Source organism: Nocardia sp. CDC160 (assembly GCF_035818795.1).
Classification (GTDB): Bacteria; Actinomycetota; Actinomycetes; order Mycobacteriales; family Mycobacteriaceae; genus Nocardia.
In genome coordinates this window covers 1,117,469-1,136,471 of the sequence record NZ_JAYKYT010000002.1, presented here as the reverse complement: position 1 = coordinate 1,136,471, position 19,003 = coordinate 1,117,469, and the positions used below count along the sequence as shown (strand labels likewise).

Annotated in this window: 16 protein-coding genes and 1 tRNA gene; 9 read left to right on the top strand and 8 right to left on the bottom strand. The window is 66.8% G+C overall.

The features are described from left to right. Nucleotides 1–119: 119 nt before the first annotated feature. The 5 genes from VMT40_RS12775 to VMT40_RS12755 all read right to left on the bottom strand — a co-directional run bounded on the left by VMT40_RS12775 (nucleotide 120) and on the right by VMT40_RS12755 (nucleotide 3,114). Nucleotides 120–689, bottom strand: coding sequence for a hypothetical protein (locus tag VMT40_RS12775; protein WP_326358184.1), 570 nt, complete (start codon nucleotides 687–689; stop codon nucleotides 120–122). A 2-nt stretch (nucleotides 690–691) separates the two neighbouring features. Next, complete coding sequence (locus VMT40_RS12770; RefSeq protein WP_326358183.1) at nucleotides 692–2,011, bottom strand: WXG100 family type VII secretion target; 1,320 nt, start codon at nucleotides 2,009–2,011, stop codon at nucleotides 692–694. A gap of 21 nt (nucleotides 2,012–2,032) precedes the next feature. Next, nucleotides 2,033–2,335, bottom strand: a complete 303-nt coding sequence (locus tag VMT40_RS12765; protein WP_326358182.1) for a DUF6317 family protein — start codon at nucleotides 2,333–2,335, stop codon at nucleotides 2,033–2,035. Beyond that, nucleotides 2,332–2,793: an SAV_915 family protein gene (locus tag VMT40_RS12760; RefSeq protein ID WP_326358181.1), complete on the bottom strand. Its 462-nt coding sequence runs from the start codon at nucleotides 2,791–2,793 to the stop codon at nucleotides 2,332–2,334. The genes VMT40_RS12765 and VMT40_RS12760 overlap by 4 nt, the downstream gene beginning before the upstream one ends. Before the next feature lie 247 nt (nucleotides 2,794–3,040). Continuing rightward, nucleotides 3,041–3,114: transfer RNA gene (locus VMT40_RS12755), tRNA-Arg, on the bottom strand. Between the two features lie 176 nt (nucleotides 3,115–3,290). On the opposite strand from VMT40_RS12755, the gene VMT40_RS12750 reads away from it, so the two are divergent. From VMT40_RS12750 to VMT40_RS12715, 8 genes are all read left to right on the top strand, one after another. Continuing rightward, nucleotides 3,291–5,357, top strand: a complete 2,067-nt coding sequence (locus VMT40_RS12750; protein ID WP_442789956.1) for a cytochrome c oxidase assembly protein — start codon at nucleotides 3,291–3,293, stop codon at nucleotides 5,355–5,357. Between the two features lie 11 nt (nucleotides 5,358–5,368). Continuing rightward, nucleotides 5,369–6,313 (top strand): threonine/serine dehydratase, encoded by a 945-nt coding sequence (locus tag VMT40_RS12745; protein WP_326358606.1) that lies wholly within the window; start codon nucleotides 5,369–5,371, stop codon nucleotides 6,311–6,313. A gap of 118 nt (nucleotides 6,314–6,431) precedes the next feature. After that, nucleotides 6,432–6,881, top strand: coding sequence for a single-stranded DNA-binding protein (locus tag VMT40_RS12740; protein ID WP_326358179.1), 450 nt, complete (start codon nucleotides 6,432–6,434; stop codon nucleotides 6,879–6,881). A gap of 10 nt (nucleotides 6,882–6,891) precedes the next feature. Next, on the top strand, nucleotides 6,892–8,568 hold the full coding sequence (gene ettA, locus VMT40_RS12735; protein ID WP_326311687.1) for an energy-dependent translational throttle protein EttA: 1,677 nt from the start codon (nucleotides 6,892–6,894) through the stop codon (nucleotides 8,566–8,568). A 535-nt stretch (nucleotides 8,569–9,103) separates the two neighbouring features. Continuing rightward, nucleotides 9,104–14,005 (top strand): NAD-glutamate dehydrogenase, encoded by a 4,902-nt coding sequence (locus VMT40_RS12730; RefSeq protein WP_326358178.1) that lies wholly within the window; start codon nucleotides 9,104–9,106, stop codon nucleotides 14,003–14,005. Between the two features lie 53 nt (nucleotides 14,006–14,058). After that, the gene (locus tag VMT40_RS12725; RefSeq protein ID WP_326358605.1) at nucleotides 14,059–14,490 is read left to right on the top strand and encodes an acyl-CoA thioesterase; all 432 of its coding nucleotides are present in this window, start codon (nucleotides 14,059–14,061) and stop codon (nucleotides 14,488–14,490) included. A gap of 13 nt (nucleotides 14,491–14,503) precedes the next feature. Continuing rightward, complete coding sequence (locus VMT40_RS12720) at nucleotides 14,504–15,178, top strand: hypothetical protein (RefSeq protein ID WP_326358177.1); 675 nt, start codon at nucleotides 14,504–14,506, stop codon at nucleotides 15,176–15,178. A gap of 300 nt (nucleotides 15,179–15,478) precedes the next feature. Next, nucleotides 15,479–16,207 carry a dienelactone hydrolase family protein gene (locus tag VMT40_RS12715; RefSeq protein WP_326358176.1) on the top strand — a complete coding sequence of 243 codons (729 nt, stop codon included), beginning with the start codon at nucleotides 15,479–15,481 and terminating at the stop codon, nucleotides 16,205–16,207. A 33-nt stretch (nucleotides 16,208–16,240) separates the two neighbouring features. On the opposite strand, the gene VMT40_RS12710 is transcribed toward VMT40_RS12715, so the two are convergent. Beyond that, nucleotides 16,241–16,558: an AzlD domain-containing protein gene (locus VMT40_RS12710; protein WP_326358175.1), complete on the bottom strand. Its 318-nt coding sequence runs from the start codon at nucleotides 16,556–16,558 to the stop codon at nucleotides 16,241–16,243. Further along, a complete protein-coding gene (locus VMT40_RS12705; RefSeq protein WP_326358174.1) occupies nucleotides 16,555–17,301 on the bottom strand; it encodes an AzlC family ABC transporter permease in 747 nt (248 codons plus the stop codon). The genes VMT40_RS12710 and VMT40_RS12705 overlap by 4 nt, the downstream gene beginning before the upstream one ends. A gap of 122 nt (nucleotides 17,302–17,423) precedes the next feature. Here VMT40_RS12705 and VMT40_RS12700 point away from each other — a divergent pair, with 122 nt between their 5' ends. Next, nucleotides 17,424–17,990 (top strand): helix-turn-helix domain-containing protein, encoded by a 567-nt coding sequence (locus VMT40_RS12700; RefSeq protein ID WP_326358173.1) that lies wholly within the window; start codon nucleotides 17,424–17,426, stop codon nucleotides 17,988–17,990. 6 nt (nucleotides 17,991–17,996) lie between these two features. Here VMT40_RS12700 and VMT40_RS12695 read toward each other — a convergent pair whose 3' ends face one another. Next, nucleotides 17,997–18,728: an HNH endonuclease gene (locus tag VMT40_RS12695; protein WP_326358172.1), complete on the bottom strand. Its 732-nt coding sequence runs from the start codon at nucleotides 18,726–18,728 to the stop codon at nucleotides 17,997–17,999. Between the last annotated feature and the right edge of the window lie 275 nt (nucleotides 18,729–19,003).

The following is a 19,003-nucleotide window of genomic DNA, read 5'->3' as shown; positions in this document are numbered from 1 at the left end:
CGCTGAGAGGCAGCTGGCCATTGACCTCGTTGAGGAGTGGCTGGTCGACCTTGGGGTGTAGGTCGGTTCCGAACCTGAGACAGCTCAGGAGGCCCGGCGCAGGCTTGAATACGTTTCAGTCATCGTTCCGATGCGCCGAGGGCTGCGCGCCGGAATTGGTGGGGTCGCTGGTTGTCGGGGATCTCCGGGTGTTGCGCATACCAGTCACGCATCTTCTGCACTGCTTGAAGTTCGGTGGCCGAGGGGTAGCGGGTCAGCGAGTACACGAACATGGCCGTGAACCAGCCCACCCCGGCGAACATGCCGATCGCGAGGATGCCCGCACCCAGCGCGGAGCCTCCGAATGCGGCGACACCGGCACCCAGCCCCGCGCCTGTGGCACCGGATCGTCGCTTCGGAGTAGCGATTTGCTGTCTTCTGGGGTTCATGTCACGGAAGCCCAGATAGTGACTGACCGCGACCACTGCGACCACCACGGTCCACAGGATGGCCCGACCGATTGAATTCGCGTCCTTGTTGATGGCCATGACCAGGCCGCCGACGAGGAGGGCTCCGATACACAGGATGATCGCGTATAGAACGGTGGCGAGCACCCGCCGGGCCCAGTAACTCGGTCCGCGTCGAAACCACGAGGTCCCGAGACCTTTGATCGACTCGACGGGCGGCGCGCTCCACTGCTGATCGCTCATTGTCATCCGAATGCCTTGTGCCACAAGCTAGTTGTCGCGTTCTTCGTTGCGTTCCAGGCGCTACCGCCGAGATCGGCCATGTCATGACCGGTGTTGGAGAACGTATTGCCCAGGCCGTGAGTGATGCCGCTCACCACACCGCGGTCGTGGATGTCTTCGGCCCAGTGTTCATGGAATCCCTGGTAGAACGTGTCGCCGACGCCGACGACGATCGCGCCGGCGCCCACGGCAACAGCTGCTACCGGTGCCGCTTCGGGTGCCAAAGCGACGGCGGCGGCACCGGCCGCGAGGCCGATCGCGGCGGCACCATAGTCATAGGCGCGCGCCGAGGTTGGATTCTGGCCCTTCGAAATATCGTCGCGCGACTGGATTTCCGCGACCACCCCAGACGCGGCAACATCGACGACCGGGATCTCCTTCAGGAAGTTCAGGCCCTTCGGGGTGACCTTTTCCAGCGCCGGGATGAGTTTGTCCGCATCTTTGATCTTGACGTTCAATAGGTTCGACAGCGGGGCTTCGCCCTTTCCTGCCTCAGCGGCGGACAGTTTGTTCTCCAACTGGGTGAGGTCTTTGTTCGCGGCGAAGGTGTTCGCGAGGGCGGGATCGTCGATGGGTAACTGGCCGCCCTTGGCGATGAAGTCCGAGTTTGCTTTGGCGTAGTCCTGAAACGCCTGGTCCACCGTCTGATTCGCGGCCTTGATCTTGTCGGGCAGTGTCTGGCCCCACAGCGAGTTCTTCTCGTTCGGCACCGCGTAGAGACCGCGTAGGTAGTCGGCGAGCGTCACTCGTTTGTCCCAGCTGAAATCGCTGTCGTGGCCGGTCGGTTTGATCGGGGAGGCGAGGTCGTTGAGTTCCTTGGCTGCCTGTAGTCGGAACCGTTGTGCCAGTTTGATTGCCGAATCATAGGTGGCGCTGTAGTCGGATTGGGCTTGGCGTGCGTTCTTGGCGGTCTCCGTATCCGGGTCGCCGGTAATGACCAGCGGCAGCGGCTTGCCGTCGTCACCGATCTGCGCGCCTCGCAGTTTCGCGTCGTTGGCGGCGTTGTACAGATCGGCCTCGATGGCCTGCAAGTTGTCGCCGAGATCGCCGAGGATCTTTCCGGCGCTGCTGGTGACGGTGGCTACCGCGCCGACCTGGATCGATGTCGAGGTCCAGGCTTTACGGAACGAATCCGCGCCGCTGCCGGTCCATCCAGCATCACCGACGATGGTGTCCACCTTCGAGCTCAGCGCTTCGACAATATCGTTGGTCGATGCCGGTGCGGTTTGCATGGCCGTGCCCATGGCCTGCAGACCAGCCAGGTCGCCGCCGATCCAACTCATCCGGCACTCCTTTCGGTGGGCTCAGTCCAGGTTCTGGGTGAGGTCGTCGAACAGCTTGCGATTGTCGATGTCGTGGCGCTCGTAGGAATCCCGCGCATAGGCGAGCTTGTCCGAATGCGTCTGGATGGTGCGGACGACCTGATGGTTGAGGATTTCCAGCAGCTCCAGCACACCTTTCATCGCCTCGTTCAGGGTGCCGTCGCCGGAATCCACCGCCGCGGGAAGAAAGCCGGGTACGCGCGCTTCGTATGTCGTCGCTTCGTCGCTGAAGGTCTTGGCCATCGACTTCAAATCGTCGAGAACGACCTCGAAACCAGCACTCATATGCGGAACACCACCGGATTGGCCTCAGCGGTTTCTATGTTGTTCTGATACCGGTGCATCGCGGCGAGCCGAGCGCTGCTCCACCAGGTACGACAGGTCTTCTCCAGCGGATCGAGCACGATCGAAATGGCGGCGGTGCAAAGCAATTGGGGCAAGACGGCCGACGGAACCATGACCCAAGGCTGATAACGACCCAACCGCTCAATCAACCGCTCAACCGTCGAGAACACGATCGCCACCGGCGCGCCCGTGACTTCGGCACTGAGTTCGATGGAAAAGCCATCGTCGTCAGGCCGCGGATGGGCGGGAACCACAATCACCTCTGGAAGTTTGGCCCCGATTATTGTCGACGGTTCAGCAGCAGCCTGTGGCCTGACCTGCGTAGCGGGTCGGGGCGGCGTTGGTGGTTCGTCATCCCAATCGTCGTAACCACCGAAATTCACATTCTGGATCACCATGCTCGAGCGCCACCCCCGGTTAGTTCAAGATCGGCTCCATGGGGAGCCTACCAAGTGGTATGCACAGTGCTGCGTACCTCCTAGCTGCCTGCGACCCGCGCTGTCTGGCAGCATTGTGGCGCTGCCCGACTTTTGGTCGACGTCCGGCAAGTTCGGAGTTTGTGGGGGGTTCGGTCCCGGGTTTGCGGGTTCTCCGATGTGGGTAAAGGTGTAACTGCCAGCGTTGTCGCTGGTCATACACCCGATGCGCCCCCGGCAGGAATCGAACCTGCGACCTAGGGATTAGAAGGCCCTTGCTCTATCCAACTGAGCTACGGAGGCAGTGCGGGCATCGGCGGTGATGCGGGCACCAAACACCTTGACCCAAATCGATCTCGGTGTCCAGCGGGTTAAGTATAGCGAGCGTCCAGATCAGCAAAGGACCGTCGCGTAGCAACTGTTCGGCGCGTCGGGGCGGGAGTGCGGACCGGAGGACGGGAAACCCTGGGGGAGTCCGGATGGGCGCTCCGAACTACGCTTGGTCCATGTCGTCAGCGCAGGACCCGCCCGCAGGATCGGACGTTTCGGCGAAAGGGTCGGGTTCGGGGGTGACGTTCGCGGCGATTACGGCACTCGGGGCGGCGGCCGCGGCACTGGTGGCGGCGCTGGTCGTGGGGTTGTCGGCGGCGCAGGCGCTGACGCTGCTGGGCATTCCGGATCCGGGACCGCTCACGACCTACGGGTTGCCCGCGGTGCGAGCGGTGGCGGATTTCTCGGCGGCGTTGACCGTCGGGTCGCTGTTGTTCGCGGCGTTCTTCGTGCCGCCGCAGGGCAGCGGGGTGCTGGATGTCGGCGGTTATCGGGCCCTGCGGCGCGCGGGAAACGCGGCGCTCGTCTGGGCGGGTGCAGCGGCTCTGCTGGTGCCGCTGACACTGTCGGACACCACCGGGCAACCGCTGCAGAAATCGCTGCGGCCCGAAGAGGTGTGGCGGGCCGCGGACAAAGTCGATGTCGCCGGGTCCTGGCGGTTCACCGTGATGATGGTGCTGGTCCTGGCCATCGGCTGCCGGATCGCGCTGCGCTGGGGGTGGACTCCCGTGCTGCTCTGGCTGTCGGTGCTGTCGCTGCTGCCGGTCGCGCTGACCGGGCATTCCTCCTCGGGCGGCGCGCACGACCTGGCCACCAACAGCCTGATCCTGCACCTGGTTTCGGCCTGCTTCTGGGTGGGTGGCCTGTTCGCCGTGCTCGCCTACGCGCTGCGGGACGGCAAGTACACCGCGCTGGCGGTGCGACGGTTCTCGAAAGTGGCGACCGTCTCGTTCGCGGTGATCGCGGCCAGCGGTGTGATCAACGCCTACGTGCGGGTGCCGTGGTCGGATCTGTTCAGTACTACCTACGGCAAACTCGTGCTCGCCAAGGCCGCGGCGCTGATCATTCTGGGCATCATCGGATTCCTGCAGCGGCAGCGCGCGATTCCGGATCTGGAGAAGGATCCGAGTGATCGGGGTGCGCTCATTCGCTTCGCGGGAGTCGAGGCGCTGGTCTTTGCCGCGACCGTCGGCCTGGCGGTCGGTCTGGGGCGCACGCCGCCACCGGAGCTGCGCACCGTGCCCACCCCGACCGAGGTCGAGATCGGCTACAACCTGGCCGGTCCGCCGACCGTCGCGCGGATCCTGTTCGACTGGCGGTTCGATCTGATCTTCGGCACGCTCGCCATCGTGTTGGCCGTGGTGTACGTGCTCGGCGTGCTGCGGCTGCGCAAGCGCGGTGACGCCTGGCCGATCGGGCGATCCATCGCCTGGCTGGCGGCCTGCGCGACGCTGTTGATCGCGACGAGTTCCGGGGTCGGGCGCTACGCACCGGCCATGTTCAGCGTGCACATGGCTCAGCACATGATGCTGTCGATGTTGGCGCCGATTCTGTTCGCGCTGGGTGGTCCGGTGTTGCTGGCGCTGCGGGCGATTCAACCGGCCGGTCGGGACGCTCCGCCCGGACCACGCGAATGGATTCTGGCGGCGGTGCACAATCCGGTGTCGCGCTTCATGACCCAGCCCGTGATCGCCGCGGTGTTCTTCGTCGCCGGTTTCTACGCGCTCTACCTCGGCGGCATCTTCGACAAGTTCGTCGGTACGCACGGCGCGCACCTGTTCATGAACGTGCACTTCCTGCTCAGCGGCTACCTCTTCTATTGGGTGGTGATCGGCATCGATCCCAAGCCGCGTCAGGTGGAGCCGCTCACCAAGCTGGGCATGGTGTTCGGTTCGCTGCCGTTCCACGCCTTCTTCGGTATCGCGCTGATGAGCATGGATACCGTCCTGGGCGGTTGGTTCTACCGCAGTCTCGGACTTGGTTGGAACAGCGATCTGCTCGCCGATCAGCACACCGGCGGTAGCCTCGCGTGGGCGAGCGGTGAGATCCCACTGGTCGTGGTGATGCTCGCGCTGCTCATCCAGTGGTCGCGCAGCGACACCCGCCTGGCGAACCGGATCGACCGCAAGGCCGAGCGTGACGACGACGCGGACCTGTCCGCGTACAACGCCATGTTCGCCGAGCTCGCCCGGCGTGACGGAGAGGTACGTAAGTGAACGACGTCGCCATGGCGACCCGAAAAGTCAAGCGGCTCTACCGATCCGACGTGCGCCAGGCCCGCCGCCTGCTGCGCGGGCACACCCGCAAGACGCCGGTCTTCCACACCGACATCCTGGGCCCGCGCGGGCCGGTGCCGGTGACGCTCAAGCTCGAGCATCTGCAGCACGGCGGGACGTTCAAGGTGCGCGGGTGCCTGAACGCGCTGCTGCAGGCGCGCGGTGAGAAAACCGGCGTGGTGCTGGCCTCGGCCGGGAACGCCGGAATCGCGGCGGCGCTGGCCAGTGCGCTGCGCGGAATGTCGTGCACCGTGGTGGTTCCCGAGTCGGCCTCGCACACCAAGGTGGCGGCCATGTGGTCGCACGGCGCCGAAGTGCTGTGGCACGGAACGACTTACGCCGAGGCGCACAAGTACGCGCGGCAGCTGGCCGAGGAGCGCGGGGCCATGGCGCTGCACGCCTACGATCTGCCCGAAATCGTGACGGGGGCCGGGGTGGTCGGGCTGGAGATCGAGGAGCAGGTGCGGGGGCGCCCGCCGGTGCTGGTCGCGGTCGGCGGGGGCGGGCTGGTGGCCGGGGTCGCGGTGGCGTTGGGGCTGCGCGGGCGGGTGATCGGGGTCGAGCCGCAGGGCGCGCCGACGCTGCACGCGGCGCTGGCGGCGGGGCGTCCGGTGGATGTCGACGTGTCGAGTGTGGCCTCGGATGCGTTGGGGGCGAACCGGATCGGTGATATCGCCATGGAGGTGGCCACGCGGTACGGGGTGCGGTCCATTCTGGTCAGCGATGACGCCATCGTGATGGCGCGCGAGTACCTGTGGCGCGAGTTCCGGATCGTGGTGGAGCCCGCCGGGGCGACCGCGGTGGCCGCGATTCAGAGCGGCGCGTATGTCCCGGCGGCGGGGGAGCGGCCGGTAATCGTGTTGTGCGGGGCCAACACCGACCTCGCCACGCTGTAGTTGTCCACACCCCGCGAGTTGTCCACACTCGCCGTCTCGGGCCTGTTGGCGGGATTGCCGTCGAGCGAAGCTGGAAGCCAACGGAAACCAGTTGCTCGAATCGGCAAGGGGGAGTGGAATGTACGAGGCGAATACCGCGGTCATCGGCCGGGTCGTCACCCATCCGGTGCGGCGAGTGCTGCAGAACGGGGATCACGTCCTGAGCTTCCGGCTGGCCAGCACGGCTCGCCGCTACGATCAGGCCGCGGGTGACTGGGTGGACGGAGGCACGCTCTATCTCACCGTAAGCTGTTGGCGACGGGGGATCGTCGAAGGAGTCGAGGCATCGCTGCAGCGAGGTGATCCGATCATCGCGTACGGGCAGCTGCGCTCGAACGAGTACACCACCCGGGATGGCGCGGAGCGCACCGACCTCGAGATGCGGGCCCTGGCAGTGGGTCCGGACCTGGGTCGTTGCACCGCTCCGGTGGTGCGCAAAACCTTCGGTCGAGCCGACCGGACCGACCCCGTAGAACGGCCGTCCGCGGATGCGGACACTGCCGGAGAACCCGCTACTACACACAGTTAGGCTTGCCCATATGGCTGAGTTCATTTACCAGATGGTGAAGGTGCGAAAGGCGCATGGCGACAAGGTCGTGCTCGACAATGTGACCTTGAACTTCCTTCCCGGCGCGAAGATCGGTGTCGTCGGCCCGAACGGCGCGGGTAAGTCCAGTGTGCTGAAGATCATGGCGGGACTGGACCAGCCGAACAACGGTGATGCCTGGCTCGCGCCCGGCGCGACGGTCGGCATCCTGCAGCAGGAGCCGCCGCTGAACGAGGAGAAGACCGTTCGCGGCAATGTCGAGGAGGGCCTCGGCGAGATCAAGGTGAAGCTGGACCGCTTCAACGAGATCGCCGAGCTCATGGCCACCGACTACTCCGATGAGCTCATGGAGGAGATGGGCAAGCTCCAGGAGGATCTGGACCACGCCGACGCGTGGGACATCGACTCCCAGCTCGAGCAGGCCATGGACGCGCTGCGCTGCCCGCCGCCGGACGAGCCGGTCACCAACCTCTCCGGTGGTGAGCGTCGCCGCGTCGCGCTGTGCAAGCTGCTGCTGAGCAAGCCGGACCTGCTGCTGCTCGACGAGCCCACCAACCACCTCGACGCCGAGTCGGTGCTGTGGCTCGAGCAGTTCCTGGCCTCCTACCAGGGCGCCGTGCTGGCCGTCACCCACGACCGGTACTTCCTCGACAATGTCGCGCAGTGGATCCTTGAGCTCGACCGCGGCCGCACCTACCCCTACGAGGGCAACTACTCCACCTACCTGGAGAAGAAGGCCGAGCGCCTCGAGGTGCAGGGCAAGAAGGACCAGAAGCTGCAGAAGCGCCTGAAGGAGGAGCTGGCCTGGGTCCGCTCCGGCGCGAAGGCGCGGCAGGCCAAGAACAAGGCGCGTCTGGGCCGCTACGAGGAAATGGCCGCCGAGGCCGAGAAGATGCGCAAGTTGGACTTCGAGGAGATCCAGATCCCGGCCGGTCCGCGCCTGGGCAATGTGGTCGTCGAGGTCGAGCACCTGGACAAGGGCTTCGGCGACCGGCAGCTCATCAAGGATCTGTCGTTCACCCTGCCGCGCAACGGCATTGTCGGCGTCATCGGCCCGAACGGTGTCGGTAAGTCGACGTTGTTCAAGACCATTGTCGGTCTCGAGCAGGCGGACAGCGGCTCGGTGCGCGTCGGCGACACGGTCAAGCTGAGCTACGTCGACCAGAACCGCGGCGGCATCGACCCGAACAAGACGGTGTGGCAGGTGGTTTCCGACGGGCTGGATCACATCCAGGTCGGTCAGGTGGAAATGCCTTCCCGCGCTTACGTTTCCGCGTTCGGATTCAAGGGTCCGGATCAGCAGAAGCCCGCGGGGGTGCTCTCCGGTGGTGAGCGCAACCGCCTCAACCTGGCGCTGACCCTCAAGCAGGGCGGCAACCTGATCCTGCTCGACGAGCCCACCAACGACCTCGACGTCGAAACCCTGAGCTCGCTCGAGAACGCCCTGGAGAACTTCGCGGGCTGCTCGGTGGTCATCTCCCACGACCGCTGGTTCCTCGACCGCACCTGCACCCACATCCTGGCGTGGGAGGGCACCGACGACAACCCGGCCTCCTGGTTCTGGTTCGAAGGCAACTTCGAGGCCTACGAGGCCAACAAGATCGAGCGCCTCGGCCCCGAAGCCGCCCGCCCCCACCGCGTCACCCACCGCAAGCTCACCCGCGGATAACCGCCCACCCCAACCGATTCCGCCGCCGTCCCCACCCTGCCAGGGTGGGACGGCCCGGTCGGATGCTCGGGGTGTGGGGTGAGGTGGACGGTGTACGAAAGATCTTGTGGGGCAGGGGGAGTAGGTTGGCTTGGTGGTGGGTCCGAGGGGCCTGCCGAGGAGTGACTCTGCGGGGCGAATGCTCGGTCGGGTGACGGTGGGTGGTTGTTGCCATCGTGTTGGTCTAGTGATTGTTTGCTGGACGGGTTGCGGTTCGCTGGGTGGCGGGCCGGGGCCGAGATCGTGAACGGTTATCCAACAGCGAACTCGGCGGTTTCGCATTCGCACGTTTGCGTGAAATGTGTTTTGGTGCAAGGTTTGTCGGGGACGACCTGGAGGTTTCGCGCGCGGGCTCGCGAGCCGCGAACCGTCTGGTTCGTCCGTATTGTGAGACGCGGCGCGGCATTGAGAGGAATTCAGCCCGGCGCATCTTGCACCCAGTTACTCTCGCATCGGCGTCACTTTGTTACGGAACCGAATCCGAGGAGTTGGCGAAATGACCGTCTCGTCCGAATTGTCCAGCGCGGCCTGGGCTGCGAGTTTGCCCGAGTCCTTGCGGGGCAATCTGGTATCCCTCGAGGAGGCATATTTCCGACACGTAGATGCTGGTGACGCCGACTGCGCCATCCCCGCGACCTCCACCCACATCTTCCGCTGCCACCTCGATCTGGGTATGCAGCGCACCCCCGGCACCGCGAATGTCCATGTGTACCAAGCCGACGACGAGGCCGGACTGGGCGTCGCCGTCCAGATGGTCACCGATGACATGCCCCTGCTGGTCGAGTCGGTCACCTCGTCGCTGAGCCGCATGGGCGTCAGCGTCAGCGAGGTCGTGCACCCCATTTTCGAGGTCACCCGGGATGCCACCGGCCGCCTGGAGACCGCGGCCCCGCACGAGGTCGACGGCAATGGATCCACGGGTCTGCGCGAGTCGTGGATGCACGTGCAGTTGCACCCCGCCACCAGCCGCGCGCAGCTCGAGAAGATCGAATCCTCGCTGCCCGACGTGCTCACCGACGTGCGCCGCGTCATCGAGGACACCGAGGCCATGCGCGAGGCCCAGGAACGCGTCGCCGGTGAACTCGACGCGGCCGCCGAAGCGGGTAGATCCCCTTTCCCCGCAACGGATCTCACCGACTGCGCCGACCTGCTGCGCTGGCTGGCCGACGGTCACTTCACCGTGCTGGGCTACGCGCGCTACGAACGCAGCACCGTCGACGGCCAGGCCAAGTCCGTCATCGTGCCCGAGACCAGCCTCGGCGTGCTGCGCCCGAATGTCGGCACCGACTTCCGCGTTCCCGACAACAGCGGCGACCAGCCGCTGCTCATGCTCACCCAGGGCCTGGTGCCCGCCACCGTGCACCGCGCGGTCTACCCGTACTTCGTCGGCGTCGCCGAAATGGACGAAACCGGTGCTGTCACAGGCGAACACCTGTTCATCGGCGTCTTCACCGTCACCGCCCTGCACGAGAACGTGCTCGACATCCCGGTCATCGAGCGCCGGGTGCGCTCCATCATCGAGGCGAGCGGCTTCGACCTGGACTCCTTCTCCGGCCAGGAGATGCTCGAGGTCATCCAGTCCTTCCCCCGCACCGAACTGTTCTCCTCCGACAGCGATGCCCTGCGCCGCACCGCCGGTGCGGTGCTGAATGTCGGTATGCGCCGCCAGGTTCGGCTGTTCATGCGCATGGACGGCTACGGCCGCTTCGTGGCCTGCATGGTCTACCTCCCGCGCGATCGCTACACCACCCACGTGCGCCTGGAAATGCAGGACACCCTGGTTCGCGAACTGGGCGGCGTGTCCATCGACTACTCGGCGCGCGTGTCCGAAAGCGACCTCGCCAGTGTGTATTTCACGGTGCGCCTGCCCGATCAGGGCGCGGCCGCCGACACCTCGGAGGCCAACCGCCTGCGCATCCAGCACCTGCTGGCCGAGGCCAGCCGCACCTGGGACGACCACCTGCGCGACGAGGTCGCCACCTCCGCCGTGCTCGATCCGGCCGTGGTGCAGCGCTATGTCGAGGCCCTCCCGGAAAGCTACAAGGAGGACTTCGAGCCCACCCGCGCGGTGGCCGACATCCTGCGGCTGCAGCGCCTGACCGAGGGCGGCATCGACCAGCACCTGTACCGCCAGCCCGATTCCGCCCCGGGCGCTTGGCGTTTCACCTTCTATGTGTGCGGCAGCGGCATCTCCCTGAGCCAGGTCCTGCCACTGTTGCAGAGCCTGGGTGTCGAGGTCATCGACGAACGCCCGCACGAACTCGAGCTCGCCCAGGGCCCGGAACAGTGGGTCTACGACTTCGGCCTGCTGGCCCGCCCCGAACTGCTGCGCAGCGCGCTGGACCGCAATATGGACGCCGAGCTGGTGGAGGCGGTCGGCCGCCTGGACGCTCTCGACGCCCAGGTCCGCGGGCTGCGGGAACGCTTCACCGCTGCCTTCGAGGCCCTGTGGTACGGCCGCGCCGAGGCCGACGGCTTGAATGAACTGGTGCTCGGCGCGGGCCTGGGCTGGCGCACCGTCTCGATCCTGCGCGCGTACTCGAAGTATCTGCAGCAGGCCGGTTTCCCGTACAGCCAGGCGGCCATCACCCGCGTGCTGCTGGCCTATCCGGAAGCGGCCAGCATGTTCGTGGACCTGTTCGCCGCCATCTTCGACCCGGACTCGGCCAACCCGGATCATGCCGCCGAGCTCGAGGCCGCGGTCCGCCACCGCATCGACGAGGTGGTGAGCCTGGACGCCGACCGCATCCTGCGCGCCATCCTCGGCCTGATCAAGGCCACCCTGCGCACGAACTACTACGTCACCGATGCCGACGGCAAGCCCCGGGACTACCTGTCGTTCAAGGTGGAACCGCAGGAGATCGCCGAACTGCCCAAGCCCAGACCACAATTCGAGATCTGGGTGTACTCCCCGCGGGTGGAGGGCGTGCACCTGCGCTTCGGTCCGGTCGCACGCGGTGGCCTGCGGTGGTCGGATCGTCTGGAGGACTTCCGCACCGAGATCTTGGGCCTGGTCAAGGCGCAGGCGGTGAAGAACGCGGTCATCGTGCCGGTGGGCGCCAAGGGCGGTTTCGTGGTGAAGAACCCCCCGGCCACCACCGCCGACCCGGTGGCCGATCGCCAATCCCTGCAGGCCGAGGGCATCGCCTGCTACCGCACCTTTATCTCGGGCCTGCTCGACGTCACCGACAATGTCGATCGCGCCACCGGCAATGTGCTGCCGCCCGCACGGGTGCTGCGTCGCGACGGTGACGACACCTACCTGGTGGTCGCCGCCGACAAGGGCACCGCCACCTTCTCCGATATCGCCAATGATGTTGCCCAGCAGTACGGTTTCTGGCTCGGGGATGCCTTCGCCTCGGGTGGGTCGGTGGGGTATGACCACAAGGCCATGGGCATTACCGCCAAGGGCGCGTGGGAGAGCGTCAAGCGCCACTTCGCCGAGATGGAAATCGACACGCAATCCGAGGATTTCACCGTCGTCGGCATCGGCGATATGTCCGGTGACGTGTTCGGCAACGGCATGCTGCTCTCGCGCCACATCCGCCTGGTCGCGGCGTTCGACCACCGCCACATCTTCCTCGACCCGAATCCCGATGCGGCGACCTCGTTCGCTGAACGCGAGCGCATGTTCGCGCTGCCGCGCTCCTCGTGGGCCGATTACGACCGGAGCTTGATCAGCGAGGGCGGTGGTGTCTTCGACCGCACGGTCAAGTCGATCCCGATCAGCGAGCAGGTGCGCGAGGTCCTCGGCCTGGCTGCCGAGATCACCGCGCTGTCGCCGCCGGAGATGATCAAGGCGATCCTGAAATCGCCGGTGCAGTTGCTGTGGAACGGCGGCATCGGCACCTACATCAAGGCCAGCACCGAGACCAATGCCGATGTCGGCGACAAGTCCAACGACGTGGTCCGCGTGAACGCGAACGAGTTGCGGCTGAAGGTGATCGGCGAGGGCGGCAACCTGGGCGTCACCGCGCTGGGCCGCATCGAATTCTGCCGTCACGGCGGCAAGATGAACACCGATGCCCTCGACAACTCCGCGGGTGTGGACTGCTCCGACCACGAGGTCAATATCAAGGTCCTGCTCGACGGCGTCGTCTCGGCCGGTGAACTGCCCGAGGCCGAGCGCAACCCGCTGCTGGCGTCCATGACAGACGAAGTCTCCGAACTCGTCCTGCGCGACAACGTTTCCCAGAACATCCTCATGGGCATGTCCCGGGCCGAGGCCCCCCGCATGCTCAATGTGCACCAGCGCCTCATCGAGGATCTCGAGGAGCGCCGCGGCCTGGACCGCGAACTCGAGGCGCTGCCCAGCGACGCGGAGATGAAGCTGCGCCTGGAACAGGGGGCGGGTCTCACCTCGCCGGAACTGTCGAATCTCATGGCGCACGTGAAGCTTTCGCTCAAGGCCGATCTGCTCGGCAGCGATCTGCCCGACAGCGTGTACTTCTCGGCGCGGCTGCCGCAGTACTTCCCGACCGCGCTGCGCACCCGCTTCGCCTCGGCCATCAAGCGGCATCGCCTGCGTCGCGAGATCACCACCACCATGCTCGTCAACGAGGTGGTCGATCTGGGCGGCATCACCTACGCGTTCCGCCTGGGCGAGGAGATCGGGGCGTCGGCCTCGGACGCGGTGCGCGCCTTCACCGCCGCGACCCAGATCTTCGACCTGCACTCGGTGTGGAACCGCATTCGCGCCGCGGATGTCCCCACCGGCATGAAGGACGCGCTGGAGCTCGAGACCAAGCGCACCCTGGACCGTGCCTCGCGCTGGCTGCTCAACAACCGGCCGCAGCCGGTGGCCGTGGGCGCGGAAATCCACCGGTACGCCCAGGGCGTGCGCAGCCTCTCCCCGAAGGTGCCGGGCTGGCTGCGCGGTCACCACATCGACACCCTCAACGACCAATGCCAGGCCATCATGGATCAGGGCGCGCCCTCGGAGCTGGCCCTCGAGGTGTTCAACCTGCTCAACCAGTTCCCGCTGCTGGATGTGTTGGACATCGCCGACATCACCGATCGCAGCGGCGAGGAGGTGGGCGCGCTCTACTACGCGCTCAATGACCACCTCAAGATCGATTGGCTGTTGCAGGCGGTCAGCCACCTGGAACGCGGTGACCGCTGGCACGCGCTCGCCCGGCTCGCGCTGCGCGACGACATGTACGGTTCGCTGCGCTCGCTGACCCTCGACGTCCTCTCCGCCGGTGACCCGGAGGAGACGGCCGAGGAGAAAATTGCATACTGGGAGTCGAAAAACCAGTCCCGGTTGGGGCGCGCACGCAGCGCCCTGTCGGAACTGTTCGAATCCGGAACCCACGACCTGGCCACGCTGTCGGTTGCGGCGCGGCAGGTGCGCAGCATGGTGAGCGGGGTGGGAGCCCAATCGGAGGTACCGCGTTGACGAGTGTCGGTTCGCTGAACGGCCACGCCAAGACGGCCATCCCGGCCGAGCCTGTGCCGGTGTCGGAGCCCAAGCGGTTCCACACCAAGGTGGAGGTGCGCTGGTCGGATATGGACGCCTTCCAGCACATCAACCATGCCCGCATGGTGACCCTGCTGGAGGAGGCCCGCATCCCGTGGCTGTTCCTCGACGAGCGACCGACCGTCAAACTGCGGACCGGCTGTGTGCTGGCCGATCTGCGGGTGCAGTACAAGGGCCAGTTGCGGCACGAGGATTCGCCGCTGGACGTGTCCATGTGGATCGAGCGGCTGCGGGCCGTGGACTTCACCGTCGGCTACGAGGTGCGCGCGGCCGGTGCCGCGCCCGACTCCCCGCCCGCGGTGATCGCCTCCACCCAGCTGGCCGCCTTCGACATCGACACCCAGCGCCTACGCCGTCTCACCGCCGCGGAACGGGACTACCTGGCGCTGTGGCTGGCCGACTGACCAGAGATCGATCGTGTCGGGAGACCTGACCCTGCACGTTCCGGATCCCGCGGAACGAGAGAATCTGGCCACCTTCATATCGCACGCGGTACGCCTCGACCCGGCGGCCGTCATCCGGTTGCGCCGCCGGGGTGACCGCTATGTCTCCGCCTGGGCGGCCACGGGATTCGAGGCGCTCGCCGTGCGCACGGTGGTCGCCGAGCTCGGCATGGACGACGTGACGGTCGGCGGGGACACCATCCTCGCCGGTCTGCACGGCCCGGACGCCGGACGGGCGTTCGGGCTCGGCTATGCCATGGATTCCGCGTGGCGGACCGCCCTGCCGCCCGAGGCCGGGTTCGTCCACGTCGACGATGTGCCCGCGCGCATGCTCGTCGAATTGGCCGAGCGCGGAGCCGAATTGGCGCAGGAGCACGCCAGTCAGCACGGTCCACCCGCCGCGCTGCTGGACCAGACGGTGCTGACCGTCTCGGGCAGCGGCGAGCGGGTGGAGGTGCCGATGCGGGTGGTATTCGCCTTGGCCGCCATGGATTTCATTCCGCACGGCGGTGAGAAGACCGCCTCGCGCCGTATCTCCGTCGACGAGATCGTGCGGGTGCGGGCGGCCCGCACCTGGCTGCGGTTGGATGCCCGCTACGGCTCGGTCGCGCGGCGGCGGGGACCGGCGCTGCCGCTGCTACCGCACTGAGATCCCTGCTACCGCACTGAGATCGCGGGCGCCTCGTCTCGACGTTCGAATCGGCCCCCAATGCACGGGGCACCGAATATCCTGGCTCGTATAGCTTTTCGAGCCCGGATACGTTCGAGGTGATTCGAACGCAACCGCCGGGGAGGGGCGATCACCATGACGATTCTGAGAAGCATTCTCGCGGGCGTGGCGCTGGGCATCGCACTATTGGCTCCCGCCTTCGGGCCGGTGGTGGGCGGCTGAACGCATACGTGGCCGTGCCGATTGGTCGACGGGCGGCGTCCGCATTACCTTGGCGGCATGACCGATGCCGCGACCGTGACCGAGTGGATCGACCTGAAGGTCGGCAGTGCCGTAATGAGCGCCTACGTCGCCCGACCGGCCGAGCCGGGGCCCTACCCCGGAGTCGTTGTGGGACACGAGATCTACGGCCTGCACGAAACCGCGAGAGCGGCCACCGACCGCTTGGCATCCCTCGGCGTGATCGCCGTCCTGCCGGACCTGTTCCACCGGGTCGCCCCGCGCGCCGAACTGAGACTGCACGTCGACCGTGAGCGCGGACTGGAACTCCTGCGCACCCTGACCCGGCCCGAGGTCGTGGACGATATCGCCGCCTGCCTAGACGAATTGCGCCGTCGCGGAGCGACTTCGCTGAACATGGTCGGCTTCAGCGCGGGCGGCCACGTGGCGTACTACGCCGCGACCCAGCTGCCCTTGGCCGCCACCGCCGCCTTCTACCCGGGCTGGCTCACCAATACCGATGTCCCGCTGTCCACACCCGAGCCCACCGTCGACGCGACAGCGGGCATTACCGGCCGCATCGCGCTGTTCTTCGGCGGAGAGGACCCGCTGATCGACGCCGAGGCCCGCGACGAGCTCGAAGCGGCCTTGAGCGCCAACGACATCCAGCACGAGATCGTCGTCTACGACGACGCCCCACACGGCTTCCTCTTCCCGGGTCGCGATTCCTACCGGCCGGAGTTCGCGGAAGACTCCTGGGCTCGCCTCGCGGACCTGTTGCGCGGCTGAGGCTCTGGTCGTGCGCTCGCTCCGGTCGTGCGCTCAGTGCACGCCCAGCATGCGCAGACCGGCCGTCACCACGGCCGCGGAAAGGATCACCACCAGCAAAGGCGCTCGCCTCCACGCCAGCCCGGCCGCGACCAGTACGCCCGCGGGCAGTGCCCACCCGAATTGGCCACCGCCCGTGGGCACCAGCGTGGTCACCGCGAGCGCGGTCAGCAGCACCACCGAGGCGATCTCCAGCAGTCGAATCGTGCGCGGCGAGATCTTCACCCGGCTCCGCAACAGCGGCCCGGCGAAGCGAAATGCGAAGGTGCCCACGGCCAATGCCATGGCACCCAGCAGCAGGGTCTTGGTCATCCCGCGGATCCGGCTGCCAGGGCTGCGGATTCGCGCTCGGCGTCGAGTTCGTGAGCGTCCGCGTCGGCGGGCATACGACCCGCACGGCGGACGACCAGCAGCACCGCGGTCAGAGCCAGCAGGACCGGCAGGCCCGCACCGAGGAACGGCGTGGTCACCGCGGCCACCGCCGCGCCCGTGAGAGCGGCTGTGCGGGTGAGGGGTTCGCGCAGGGCGGGGATCACGAGGGAGAAGAGCACGGCGGGGAAGACGGCGTCCAAGCCGAAGGCATTGGGGTCCGGAACCACCGAGCCCAGGATCGCGCCGATGGCCGCGCCCAGGGGCCAGGCGGCGAAGACCGCCAGGCCGCACAGCCAGTAGGCGGCTCGTCGACGGTCCCGGTCCGGCTGGGCCAGGGCCATGGCGACCGATTCGTCGTTCATGACATGGGTGCCGAGCAGTCGCCGCCAGCCGGTGCCGACTACATCGGGGACCGACAGCCCGTAGGGCAGGTGCCGTGCGTTGACCAGCAGTCCGGCCAGCACGGCCGCGACCAGGCCGCCGCCCGCGGTGAGAATGCCGATGAAGACGAACTCCGACCCGCCCGCGACCACGGCCACGCTCATGAGCACCGGCAACCAGCCGGGCAATCCCGAGGTCACGGCGGTGGCGCCGTAGGATACGCCGATCATGGCGACTGCCAGGCAGATCGCCGCGATACCTGTAATCACACCCCGATCGAGTGTTCGCCATGCCGAACGCATGTTTTCTATAATGAACACATTGGGTCGGGTTCGTCAAAGGGGCACCCCGTCGTCCCGGTACTGTGAACCTCATCATGACCCAGCCAGACAGCTCCGTGCCGGTGTCTCCACAGGAGGCGACTGTGTCGCCGCAGGCCGTACCGGGGTCGCCGCAGGAGACCATCGCCGCGGCCCTGCGCCGGGAGCGCGCCCGCTCCGGACTCTCGCTGACCGAGGTCGCTCGCCGCGCGGGCATCGCCAAATCCACGCTGTCCCAACTCGAGTCGGGCTCGGGCAATCCCAGCATCGAAACGCTGTGGGCGCTCTGCATTGCCCTGGACATCCAGTTCTCCCGGCTCCTGGATCCGCCGAGCCCGGCGGTGCAGGTCATTCGCGCGGGTGAGGCACCGTCCCTGGCGTCGGGGCAGTCCGAGTATCGCATCGCGCTGTTGGCCGCCTCGCCGCCGTCGGTGCGCCGCGATATCTACCGGCTGACCGCGGAACCCGGTTTCCCCCGGGAGTCCGATCCGCACTCGCGCGGCGTGGTCGAACACGTCGTCCTGTGCGTCGGCCGCGCCAAGGTCGGCCCCGCCGAGGCTCCGGTGGAACTCGCCCCCGGCGATTACATCTGCTACCCCGGCGATATGCCCCACGTCTTCGAGGCCCTCGAGCCCGGCACCTGGGGAATGCTCATCAGCGAATACAGCTGAGCGAGCTCAGGCCGCGCCCTCGCCGAGGTACTGGAGCCAGGTCGGGTCCAGTTCGGAACTGGCCGACAGCAGACGCCAGTGCGGGCCCTTGGGGGCGACCATCGGATGGTGCAGATCCCAACCCAGCTCGCTGAGGAGTTTGTCGGCCTTGCGGTGATTGCACGGCGCGCAGGAGGCCACGCAGTTCTCCCACGAGTGCGCGCCGCCGCGGCTGCGCGGAATCACGTGGTCGATGGTCTCGGCCTTGCCGCCGCAGTAGGCGCAGCGGTAGCGGTCGCGGTGCATGAGGGCGGCGCGGGTCATGGGTACCCGTGCCCGGTACGGGACGCGCACGTAGTTGCGTAGTCGGATGACCGAGGGCAGCGCCACCGAGGTCCCGGCGGAATGCACGACCGGACCCTCCGGATTGTCGTGCACGGTATCGGCCTTGTCGCAGATCAGCAGCACGATGGCGCGGCGCGCGGACAGGGCGGTGAGCGGCTCGTACGTGGCGTTCAGAAGCAGCACGCGGCGTTTGGCCCAGGCGGGAACGGGTGCTGCGGTGGGCGGATGATGCGAATGTTCGCGATGGTCGCCCGGATGGGCAGGCTCGGGATGAGCGCCCGGGTGGTGCTCGGCATGAGAATGGTCGGACAGTAAGTGCAGCGGAGTAGCCCCCGACCCACGATTGTGGACGTCGGCGGGCTGGAGTTGTCGATGCGTCCGCGCCTCGTGTCGGGCGCCGTGCCGCTGCTTCATGGGCCATACCCCGGTTTCGTATTCGTCCGATTGTGTGGTATCTCGGCAGACTGCCACCCAGTTGACCATGACTCGGCGCACAATGCACGGTGATTTCACACATTGTCGGGCACATTCGGATGAACGGGACGTGACAATCTTGCACCCCCGCGCGGCGTGCGTCGAGCAACTCGTGTCGATGGGCTAAGCGGTGTACAAACGGACACCGGTCGGAGCCACCGCCGCCGCGGTTTGGGCCCGCTCAGGGATGCGGTCCGGACGGAATCCGCGGGAGT